This is a genomic window from Labrenzia sp. PO1 (assembly GCF_012273635.1).
Taxonomy (GTDB): Bacteria; Pseudomonadota; Alphaproteobacteria; order Rhizobiales; family Stappiaceae; genus Roseibium; species Roseibium algicola.
This window is the reverse complement of record NZ_JAAXCR010000007.1, coordinates 117,552-128,225: the sequence shown is the minus strand read 5'-3', so window position 1 is coordinate 128,225 and position 10,674 is coordinate 117,552. Positions and strand designations below refer to the sequence as shown.

The window sequence follows — 10,674 nt, the reverse complement described above, 5'->3', positions numbered from 1 at the left end:
CAGTCATGTATGGGCTGCACGAACAGGCCGAATACATGAACGCACCCGCCGATGAAGATCACGTTCAAAACACTTGCGCCCGCGGGGCCGTCTATACATGAAGCTCTCGACGAAACCGTTCTGTGGCCTGCTGCCGGTTTCGTGGACACCGAGTTAAGGTGTTTGCCATGAAACTGGAGGGATGGAATGCAACGAAGGAAGTTCAGCCGCGAGTACAAGCTTGAGGCGGTAAAGTTGGTGCGGGAGCGCGGCGTCAGTGTTGCGCAAGCAGCCCGCGATCTGGATGTCCATGAGAATGTGCTGCGCAAATGGGTCAAGGACTATGGCACTGACCCGGCGCAGGCTTTTCCAGGACACGGGCAGATTAAGCCAGAACAACTTGAAATCGCAAGGCTGCGTAAGGAGGTCGCCAAGCTGAAAGCGGAGCGAGACATTCTAAAAAAGGCCGCCGCCTACTTTGCCAAGGACGTGATATGAAGTTCGCGTTCATTGCAAAGCACCGTTCTATCTGGCCGGTGGCATGGCTCTGCGAAGCGTTGGGTGTATCGCGTTCCGGCTTCCATGCCTGGCTAAATCGTACTCCGAGCCAACATGCCCGGTAGGACGAGGTTCTGCTCGACAAGATCAAAGGCAGCTTCAAGGACAGCGACCGCACCTACGGTGCTCGGCGTGTCTGGCATGACCTTCTTGCGGAAGGGCTTTCCTGTAGTCTGCATCGTGTCGAGCGGCTGATGCGCGGCAATGCATTGAGAGCAAGGTCTAGAAGCCGTGGCTTTCCGAAAGACGGTGGTGAGCGCTCGCTCATTATGCCGAATGTTCTGGATCGTCAGTTCGCGGCAGACAGACCGAACCAGAAGTGGGTGGCCGATTTCACCTATCTATGGACGGCTGAGGGCTGGCTCTATGTGGCCGCGGTCATCGACCTGTTCTCTCGCCGTGTCGTCGATTGGGCGATGAACAACAGCATGACCTCTCAGCTCGTAACCGACGCGCTGATCATGGCCATCTGGCGCAGAGGCAAGCCGGATGTGCTGTTGCATCATTCGGATCAGGGTAGCCAATACACCAGCGAGCAGTTCCAACGCCTCATGGCCGACCACGGTATCACCTGCTCGATGGGCCGGTCAGGAAATGTCTGGGACAATGCTGCGATGGAAAGCTTCTTCTCATCCCTGAAAACAGAAAGGACGGCACGCAGGATCTACAGAACCCGAAACGACGCCAGGGCCGACGTGTTCGACTACATTGAGCGCTTCTACAATCCAAAGCGTCGACATTCGACATTGGGTTATCTCAGCCCGATGGAATTTGAAAACAAGGTGGGATTAGCTTAACTCGATGTCCGAAAAACCGGCAGCAGGCCAATCCACCAACTTCGGCTCACTCCACCGAGCCTGCGCACAGCCAAAGATCGAGCCAATTCGGAATGACACTGGAACAGACCGGCGCCAAACCAATCTTAGGCATGAGCGTTTCAGGTTACTCAACGAGAATACTTCGGACCGTTTTGCAGCATGTCCACAAAAATTTCAGCGTTTGAAATAGTTTACTAAAAAACGTAAACTTTCGACTGGCCAAGAACAGCGCTTTGGCGGCTTTGTTTACAAAATTTCCATATGCACCAAAGCCAAATTTGCTGAAAAGCTTGGATTTCTTTGCTCCCAACAAACAGTTTACACTTTTAACCGTCCTACAATGCGGATGACGATCAACAGGCTTCTGGCCGGCACCGGCCGGAAGTCTGAATTCGATCGCACACAAAGCTTAGCCGGGAGTTCGCCCAGGCCGGTTCCCACCGGCCACAGCGCGGCTCCCGGCGCCCAAACGAAAGAACCCGCCCATCGGAAACGATCGGGCGGGTTTTGGTTGTTCAGCCTGCCTGCGCGACTAGTTGCAGGCTTTCGAATAAGCTGCCACTTCCCATTGAAAACAAATTGACTGGGCTATGCCCGATCTACTTTTTCACGCTTAGCGGGATCGTCAGGGTGAGATACGCCGACGTCCCTTCGAGACGGTTTTCCGCAGCGAATTCCCGGTAAACCTTCACGCGTGTCGAGACCGGTGTCTGGCCAAGCTGGAAATTGTAGCCGGTCGTGCCACCAAGAGCGGCAACGCGTCCCTCGAAATCGCCGAGCCTGGCGCCGGATCCGCTGTCGGCTGTAATCTGGTCGTAGTAATAGCCGACCAGCCCCGCCGAGAACTGGGGAGAAAAGGTTTTGGTGAGCGCCCCTTCGAAGTGAAATTCTGTTCCGGTGGTGTAGTTTGTGGCCGGGTTTTCGCCGTTGAAGGTGAAACCGGCTACACCGGAAACCTCCCAACCGCTTTTGGGCTCGAACCAGGTTACGCCACCGTTGATGTCGAGCCCCCAACGGTTGAAGGCAACGTTGGCAATCTCGCCTTTCTGGTAGTCCCCCACCGGCACGTTGACGAGGAAACCCGTCGTCCAGTGCCAATTGCCGTTGTGCCAGCCCAGCGAAGCGCCAACCACGGGGTCACCAATCGTGAACACCGTATCGCTGACAGACGCTCCGAGAATTCCGCCGGCATCAAGTGAAGCATCGACGGATTGTCCACCCCAGGGAACGGTCGCCTGCAGGGCAAGGCTGCCCCCAAGAACGCTTGTCGGCACAACCCACAAGCCAGTTGCGAGATCGATATAGGCGGTCGCGTCGACATTGCCGATAACCCTGCCGCCAACAGGCAGGTCACGGCTCGCCCCGGCAGATCCTGAATAGAAATAGACGTCATTTTGAAAGTAGACACCCGGCCCGGGCAGCACCGCCGCAAATGGCCCCTTGGACCCAAGCAGATAAAAACCGACACCGCTTTCAGCCGAGTTTGCCTGCTGCGATGTGCCCGCAAGGCACATCAGTGCGAACAGCGACACCTTCAAGGTGAGTGAGTGTCTGCGTGCTTTGCTGGTTCTTGTCTCGCCCACGTCCGCCTCTCCTGCCTCAAAAGTCGCTACGGGTTTGCTGCGTGGCCCTGTGTGTCGGTTTCCACTTGCTTGCGCACTTACCGCCCGTTTGACAGAGCGACTTTTGCATGAAGGCAGTCCTCTACTCTCATACTCACCAGTCTGCCGGGCCACCTTTTCAATACGAGCTCCCAACACCCGAAGAAAAAGAGCACCTTCAATTTGGTAGCGAAGCTCCAGTATGCAATTTTCCCGGGATATTATCCAGCAACGAATTGGGCCTCGTTTTGCGTTAATCGTCAACGTTCACTGATCTGTCTGGTCGGCGCAACTTTGGAAGTCATTGCCACCATGTCCCGAAATCACCAGCTCACTTTCCTGTGGCATGTACCTTCCATGTTCGAACACTCGCATTAACTCACACCCAAAGTTTGCATACGGCATTTTTGCAATCCATTTGACGTATGGGATCATTGGGCTGTTTGATGGACTTATCGTTCGTGAAGGAGCCGCGTGATGTTGAAACTTATTGCGGCAGCAGCACTTGCTGCCTGCCTGGCCCCGGTAGCTGCCACAGCCCAGGAACCAGACAAGCCAAATATTCTCGTCATCTGGGGGGATGACGTCGGGATGTGGAACATCTCGGCATACCACCGAGGCATGATGGCAGGCGAAACGCCGAATATCGACAGGATCGCAAACGAAGGCATGCTCTTCATGGACCATTATGCCCAGGCGTCCTGTACCGCAGGCCGGGCGGCCTTCATCACGGGCCAGTACCCGCTTAGGGTCGGCCTGTCCACCGTCGGTCTCCCTGGTGCGCCACAAGGTCTTTCGACCGAAGATCCGACACTGGCCGAAATGCTCAAACCCCTGGGGTACCGCACCGGACAATTCGGAAAGAACCATCTTGGTGACCGGGACGAACATCTACCCACCAACCACGGGTTCGATGAATTCTTCGGGATCCTCTACCACCTGAACGCCGGGGAATATATCGAGCAGGTGGATTATCCGGCACAGGCTTTCGAGGATGCGAACCTGGCACAGCGAGGCATCATTCACAGCTTTGCAAAAGCAGATGGTGGTCAGGAGATCGAGGATCTCGGGCCCTTCGGCCAGGAAGTTCAGCGCAACCTTGACCAGGACGTGCTTGAAGAAAGCAAGCGCTTCATTACGGAGGCTGTCTCCGCCAACGAGCCGTTCTTCGTCTGGCACAACACCACCCGCATGCACTATCGCACCAACCTGAACGACCACTATGACGGCATCACCGGCACCGGCAATGTTTATGCCGACGGCATGGTGGAACTGGACGACGACGTGGGTGAGCTTCTGAACCTGCTGGATGAACTTGGCGTCGCCGACAATACGATGGTGATGTTCTCCACCGACAACGGTGCGGCGTCCAACTCCTGGCCCGACGGCGGCAACCAGCCTTTCCGGGGGGAAAAGGGCGTGGGCGGTTATGAAGGCGGCTTCAAGGTGCCCATGGCAGTGCGCTGGCCCGGAGTAACGCCCGCAGGAACCACCACCGGCGAACTTATGACCATGGAGGACTGGATCCCGACCATCATGTCTCAACTGGGTCAGCCCGACATCAAGGAACAGCTGCTGGCAGGTGCGGACATTGGCGGCAAGACATTCAAGGTTCATCTGGACGGCTATGACCAGACCCCGTTGCTGACCCAAACCGGGCCTTCCAACCGGATGGAGTTCTTCTATTTCACTGAAACCACTTTCCACGGCCTGCGCTTCGGGGAATGGAAGTTCCTGTTCACCAGTCAGGACCGTTGGTTCAACGGCAACCAATACGAAATGACCTCCCCATTGATCACGCGCCTCGATCTCGATCCCTTTGAACGGTTCCACGACGCCCGGGGATTTGACGAATGGCAGGAGAACAGGTCCTGGGCCATCGGTCCGGCACTCGGCCTGGTGAACAAGTTTGTTGCCTCCTTCGAGGAATTCCCGCCGCGGATTGCCAGTTTCTCCACGTCTGTTGAGGACATGTCGAAGCGGATCATGAACGCTGCGCCGCCACCGCAGTAAGCTGAGCAAGCGGCAGATCTTCAATTCCACGAACACAGCCTTAGGACCACAAAGTCCGGAAGGCAAAAATGCGAGGCAACAGGCGCGGCGTGCGAAGAGCATCGGAGGTCTGCCACCCCGAAATGAAAACAGGGATCGCTCAACCTTCTTCCTGCCCGCGCGCAGTCCCGCCTGTGACCGCTTTCGCTGCCAATCAGCTTCGGAAAGCCAGAAGTCCGTTAGACGTGTAGGTGCCCCCGGAGACGGGTCACGCCGTTGCATGCGCTCTCCGATGACACGATGCCTTGCTGCGTGCTACTTTCCACTTCTGGAGGAGCCAGATGTCTGAGGTTCTGCTGTTTCACCATGCGCTTGGCTTGACTTCCGGGGTGCTGAAGTTTGCAGACGATCTGCGACAGGCCGGCCACAAAGTGCACACCCCGGATTTGTTCGAGGGTAATACGTTCAACAGCATCGAGAAGGGCCTCGCCTTCATCGAGGAAACCGGCTTTGACGAGATGCGTGAACGCGGTGTCCGTTTGGCAGATGAACTCCCCCACGATCTCGTCTACGCGGGTTTCTCGTTTGGTGTGCTGCCGGCGCAGAAGCTAGCTCAAACCCGGCCTGGAGCACGGGCTGCCTTGCTGATCCACTCCTGCCTGCCGATCAGCGGTGACTGGTCTTTTGGACCCTGGCCTAACGGCGTCCCTGTTCAAATCCACGCTATGGACAATGATCCTTTTTTCGTCGGCGAAGGTGACATCGATGCCGCGCGCGAGATCGTTGAAACGGCAGGGGATGCGGCTCTTTTTCTCTATCCCGGAGAGGAGCACTATTTCGCTGACAGCTCGCTACCATCGTTTGATGCAGAAGCGTCTGCTCTGCTCACCCGGCGGGTCATTGAATTCCTGCAACGCGTCTGAGGAAACCAGGAGGCCAAACTGCTGCGGTTGCTGCTTCTGACACCGGACAGTCTTCTTGACCCGCATGGCGCCCTCAGACCCTTCGTCTGTGAGGCACTGGATGCGATTGGCCAGATGAGAGGTGAAACGGGAGCTCCGCTTGCCTTCGCTCTGGTTGTTCGCTCGTCAAATGACGCAGCTGCAGTCTTGTCCACCTTGAGAGAGCTACAGCTTCCAGCTGGCTCCTCCCAGGTCATTGAGACGAACAAACCCGGTGTTGACGCAACAATCCTGGGAGAATTGCGGGAACGTTTCGCGGTAAATGATCCCGCATCGGAATGTGTTTTGGTCGACACCAGACCCGGCAGCACGGACGCCGCTCTCCCGCCAGGTTTGCCGAAACTACTTCTGGAAGAGACTGGCGCCGATGGAATGTCTGGCTGGCCGGCAATGCTATTGAAGATTGCCCGGAAAACCGGAAGAAACGCGGCCGATAACCTGCAACTGGTGCTGCCGGTTCTGGCGGCCGCGGAAGGTGTTGTCGACCTCCAGCAAGTTTCGTTCCGCCCGGAGCGGATCGAAGCAGAAGGTCATTGCCTGATATCCGTGGAAGACAGCGCACTTGGCGCCCTCTCCGGCCTGTTCCTGAACCTTCCCACCTCGTTTGTCATTGAACAGCCCGACAGCCCTCACCCTGTCGCATTCAAAGAGGTTGCTGAAGACACGATCCAGGAGGCAAAGGCCTACATTCAAAGTCTGCGGGCCAATGGCCAGCTTGAGATGGCACCAGGTGAGACAGGCCAAGCTGAAGCAGGAGAGCTTGAAGGCATGGCATCGCCACTGCTCGGTCAACCGACGCACTATGTCGAAACTGATGAGACCGGCAGACGCATACTTCGGCGAAGGGGCTTCAACTGATCAAGTGCACAGGAAGGCCCTTGCCGTGCCTGGAAGAGCGTGACACCGGCAATTGAAACGCTTTCGGAGCAATCGACGCTCCTCCCCCACGTTACTGACCACATGGCTCACGGCACCGATCGTATCGTCGCCCGCCTGGCTGTGGGCCTCTTCTGAAATCTGACCGGCGGCATGCAGGCTGAAGACAAAGCTTTGCGCCTCGACAGCGGATTGCCGAACCGTCTCCACCTCGCCCAGCAGGGCGGCATTCCCGTTTTGCTCACCGATGAGGACATCTTCCTCAACGTAGCAATAGACGCCTTCCAGATCACTGGCGACATCTGCGAGCGAGACTTTCTGGCGCCGCCGAACGGCTGCTACCGACTGGTCGCCAAGCTGAACCCGGCTGCCGTAGAACCGCTGATCCGTATCATCTCCGGTGACTTCCAGCAGGCTGCGGCGGGACGCCTGTGTCAGTACATCACGAACGGAATGAACGGTTTCCGAAGGCGGCCGACCAGCCAGAACCACTGTGGGGGATGTCAGTTGTTCGGCATTCAACAGCACATTATGGCTCTCGAACCCGTCCCGGATCGCCTGGGCATTGACCCCGGCATTGCGCATTCCGTCCGCAATCAGCATGGCGTTGCCGACAGCCTGGAAAAATCGAGGTTTAAGTGGCGCCGTACGCGCGGCAGCAACCAGCAACTCTCCCGCCGTCCTTGCCGCCGCCAGCAATCCTTTTTCGCTCTCCACACCGCGCGACTGATAGATGTTCGTCAGCGTGTCGTAAAAACAACCGCTGAAGATCATGCCCAGCGAGTGTACTTCGTTGATCAGAACGCCCGGGCCACCTGACACCGGCAAGGAGGCCGGCATCACCCATTGATGTGTGTTGAGAGCGCGCCGCGGGACCGCCGCATTGTGATTTGCGTCGACCAGGACGGCAATACCGTGGGACAGATCCTCTGCAGTGGACTCGACAAAGTTCTTCTGTCTCAACAGCCCTTGATCCACAAGCACCTTGCGGGTCGCCTCGTCCTGAAGCGCGACAAGAATTGCGATGCAGTCTCCAAAGGCTTCGTGAAAAGCACCCGGCTCCGCCTGAAAAGCCCCCCAAAGATCCGGGCGGATTGCATCCAGAAAGGCATGGCCCGCCTCGTGTGCGACAACATCCGTACTTGCCCCCGAGCGGTAACTGTCTCCCCCGGCAGCATCCACCTGAAAAAAGGAGAGCGAAAGCCTGTCGTAAAAGGCATTGAGCTGGGGCTGCCCCGGTGTTTTGTGTTTCAGCCGCAGGGTTTTCCCGTTCTGCCACGTGGTCAGCGTGCTCCCGTCGATCAACTCCCAAAGGTCGATGGCTCTGAGAGCGGCCTCGCGGCATTGCCAGAACAGAAAGCCGTCGCTGTCAGTTGGATATGTGTCTTCCGGGACGGAGCCCAGATAGACATACCGGGCCAGTTCATCTGGTCGCTCAGCATGCGCCTCGATAACGGCTGCAGGCGGGTGTCCGGCTCTCGGGTCGTTCGGAATGAAATTGATCGGCATGATTTCCTCCTCTGACCGTCAATGGCGTGTCCGGACAGGTTGGCTTGTTGCAGCAAGCGGCTTGGTGTGGCGCAGACTGTGCCCGTTTGGTCCGCGTCCTCCTGGCAGGAGCGACACCCCCAGAACAGTTTCCAGTGCCGGAGGCAGGCGCCAGACTGGTGCGGCAGGCGGTGCAATCCGGTCGGCGAAAAGATAGAGACCTGTCAGCACCATCACGGCAATATGGCCGGTCTCCACCTGCAAAGGCACAAGCATCCAGGGCCAGCAAGCAAACACACAAGCCGCCCCGGTTCGAAGACCGAACCAGCAACCATCAGCCTGTGCCTCCTGTCCGAAAGCTGCCATCCGGCTAGTACCGTGGCACCTGTTTCTGGCCCATTGGGCGAGCGGGGACATACTCCAAGCGACAGCGACACCGAACGCCAACGACAGGTCGATCCAGGTGCCGGCAAGCGCCAGGACAAACGCCAGTGGCACAAGCAACAGGCCCGACAAAATCCAGACGCAGAGATAACCGAGCAGAAAGGCAATACTTGCAGCCACCCTTTGGGACGCATGCACCACTCGGCCGACATAAGACAGATTGGCAGCAACCAGCGGCACCATCATGGCCACGACCATCAGGATCCAGTCCGCGGCTACCGCTTGCAAGATCTGCGAGAATTGAAGGTTCGATGCGGGCAGGAAAACGGATTGCGCAACATTCAGACGCCCGCAAAGAGCCGCGACGTTCGAAGCTGGTTGTGCGAAACCGAGCAGGAGGTAGCTGCCCGCGCTCAAGGCAACCAGCCAGGGCATTGCGCCCCGACTGGTCTGCACGGCAAAGGCTGCCAGCCGGGACATGTCATCTAACCCTGAGACGGTAGATGCTGATCCGGTCGACGGTAATTTCCGACGAGGCTCCCTCTGGCTGAACTAGGCTAACTTCGAGCTCCTGGATTGCAGCACCAGCACGCGCCTGCATGGCCGCAACCTTGTCGGTGATTTCCACGGTTGATGACAGGCCGTTGCCTGCGTGCGAACCGTCGGTTGAACTGGCCTTTCCAAGGCCGAAGAACACCAGAGTTTCGTTGATTTCCGCATCCGGTATGCCTGGCGCAACAACACGAACGGACAGAACACCGCTCGGAGTGTTCCCCCGGACACCTTCAACGTTGAGATAAAGTCGCTCCGCTGCGGCCGGAGCTGCAGCAGCAAGGGCAGCAGTTGGCGCTGCAGCCAGTTTCACGCGTGCCGTTACCGGACTTGCGGTAACCTGCAGCACCTCGTCGTTTGCCCCGACGAGTGTCGAAGTGCCCCGACCTGTCGGTGTGGTGGCCATTGCAATCCCCACGGTGGGCGTAATGCCCGTTCCATCGATCAGATTATCATAGACCGGCGCAAGAGCCGCGCCCGGCAGCGTGTCTTCCGGCGTGAAAATGGAAATATTTTGCTGTGCGTCCGGCATCGCAAACTGGCGCGGGAACGGCCCGTTGAGCCAGGGCCGGCTGGTTTCCTGGGAGTTGCCTCCCCCGGTCATCCAGGCCGCCCACAATCGGTCGATGTTGCAATGGTGAACCCAGAAGATCGGATCGAGACCGGCAAAATCCGGATCGTACATCCAGCCGGTCGGACTGGGCGGTACGTTGCCGCCCACCATGACATGCACGAAATTGTGCGGGTCACTTTCGACCGCACCATAGGCATTGCCCTGCTGGTCGAATCCGCTGATAGGACCGCCATATCCAAGCGTCCCGGGGATTGATGTATAAACGGTCTGCGTGGTTTGCGCGTCGAGCGAAATGTCTACATTGATCCAGGCCTGCGGACCAAGTTTCACGGCAGGGCCACGAAACGCGTTGGCCAACGGGTTCGGCGTGTTGTCACCCGGAATGGTGCTGTCCAGAAACTCCTGCGGATAGTCTCGAGACGCAGGATCAGACCCGTTGAGATAATTCCAGTATGGCAAAGCCCATGTAGTCGGACCGCCCTGGCTGACAATCCAATCTGCCAGGATTGCCTCGAACGCATGCAGATAGCCCCTGTGCCAGGGCAGGAAAAACCAACCCGCATGCTGACACTGGTTGAACATCAATCGTTGCTCGTCGGCGTTTGGCGCCGGCGTGGTCGGTGAAAGGATGTTCTGATCAATCCAACCTTGAGGATTGATGCCGTGGATCGCAGCCAGGTAGAGCCAGCTTGTCCGATCACGCAACTGGCGCGACCGCAGTTCACCAACGGCTCGCGCATACCAAAGCATCGTGTCGGACCATGGCCCGCCGAGCTTGGCAATGTCTTTTCTTATGCCTGCCATTATTTCCTCCCATTGAAAACTCGAGAGAACAGTCATCTGAATTTTGAAAAGCGAAAATTTACTTGCGGCGCCTGCAAATCAAAAGC

Annotated in this window: 7 protein-coding genes and 1 pseudogene; 4 read left to right on the top strand and 4 right to left on the bottom strand. The window is 57.6% G+C overall.

The features are described from left to right. Positions 1–186 precede the first annotated feature (186 nt). Positions 187–1,334: pseudogene (locus HCG46_RS27615) on the top strand (IS3 family transposase). 620 nt (positions 1,335–1,954) lie between these two features. Here the strand turns inward: HCG46_RS27615 and HCG46_RS27610 are convergent. After that, positions 1,955–2,938 (bottom strand): transporter, encoded by a 984-nt coding sequence (locus HCG46_RS27610; RefSeq protein ID WP_353621845.1) that lies wholly within the window; start codon positions 2,936–2,938, stop codon positions 1,955–1,957. A gap of 495 nt (positions 2,939–3,433) precedes the next feature. On the opposite strand from HCG46_RS27610, the gene HCG46_RS27605 reads away from it, so the two are divergent. The 3 genes from HCG46_RS27605 (at position 3,434) to HCG46_RS27595 (ending at position 6,768) form a co-directional block, all read left to right on the top strand. Then, a complete protein-coding gene (locus tag HCG46_RS27605; RefSeq protein ID WP_075282088.1) occupies positions 3,434–4,969 on the top strand; it encodes an arylsulfatase in 1,536 nt (511 codons plus the stop codon). Between the two features lie 320 nt (positions 4,970–5,289). Continuing rightward, complete coding sequence (locus HCG46_RS27600; RefSeq protein ID WP_168688083.1) at positions 5,290–5,871, top strand: dienelactone hydrolase family protein; 582 nt, start codon at positions 5,290–5,292, stop codon at positions 5,869–5,871. Between the two features lie 27 nt (positions 5,872–5,898). Next, positions 5,899–6,768, top strand: coding sequence for a hypothetical protein (locus HCG46_RS27595; RefSeq protein ID WP_168688082.1), 870 nt, complete (start codon positions 5,899–5,901; stop codon positions 6,766–6,768). Here the strand turns inward: HCG46_RS27595 and HCG46_RS27590 are convergent, their stop codons facing one another. From HCG46_RS27590 to HCG46_RS27580, 3 genes are read right to left on the bottom strand one after another with little or no spacing between them, the layout of a single operon-like run. Continuing rightward, the gene (locus HCG46_RS27590; protein WP_168688081.1) at positions 6,769–8,295 is read right to left on the bottom strand and encodes a hypothetical protein; all 1,527 of its coding nucleotides are present in this window, start codon (positions 8,293–8,295) and stop codon (positions 6,769–6,771) included. Positions 8,296–8,313: 18 nt separating this feature from the next. Beyond that, positions 8,314–9,138: a DUF2182 domain-containing protein gene (locus HCG46_RS27585; protein WP_168688080.1), complete on the bottom strand. Its 825-nt coding sequence runs from the start codon at positions 9,136–9,138 to the stop codon at positions 8,314–8,316. Between the two features lies 1 nt (position 9,139). After that, positions 9,140–10,588, bottom strand: coding sequence for a tyrosinase family protein (locus tag HCG46_RS27580; RefSeq protein ID WP_168688079.1), 1,449 nt, complete (start codon positions 10,586–10,588; stop codon positions 9,140–9,142). Between the last annotated feature and the right edge of the window lie 86 nt (positions 10,589–10,674).

Excerpts from the sequence above, each read along its gene's own strand:
- HCG46_RS27600 (WP_168688083.1), top strand. The coding sequence starts at position 5,290 with ATGTCTGAGGTTCTGCTGTTTCACCATGCGCTTGGCTTGACTTCCGGG.
- HCG46_RS27585 (WP_168688080.1), bottom strand. The coding sequence starts at position 9,138 with ATGTCCCGGCTGGCAGCCTTTGCCGTGCAGACCAGTCGGGGCGCAATG.
- HCG46_RS27590 (WP_168688081.1), bottom strand. The coding sequence starts at position 8,295 with ATGCCGATCAATTTCATTCCGAACGACCCGAGAGCCGGACACCCGCCT.
- HCG46_RS27605 (WP_075282088.1), top strand. The coding sequence starts at position 3,434 with ATGTTGAAACTTATTGCGGCAGCAGCACTTGCTGCCTGCCTGGCCCCG.
- HCG46_RS27580 (WP_168688079.1), bottom strand. The coding sequence starts at position 10,588 with ATGGCAGGCATAAGAAAAGACATTGCCAAGCTCGGCGGGCCATGGTCC.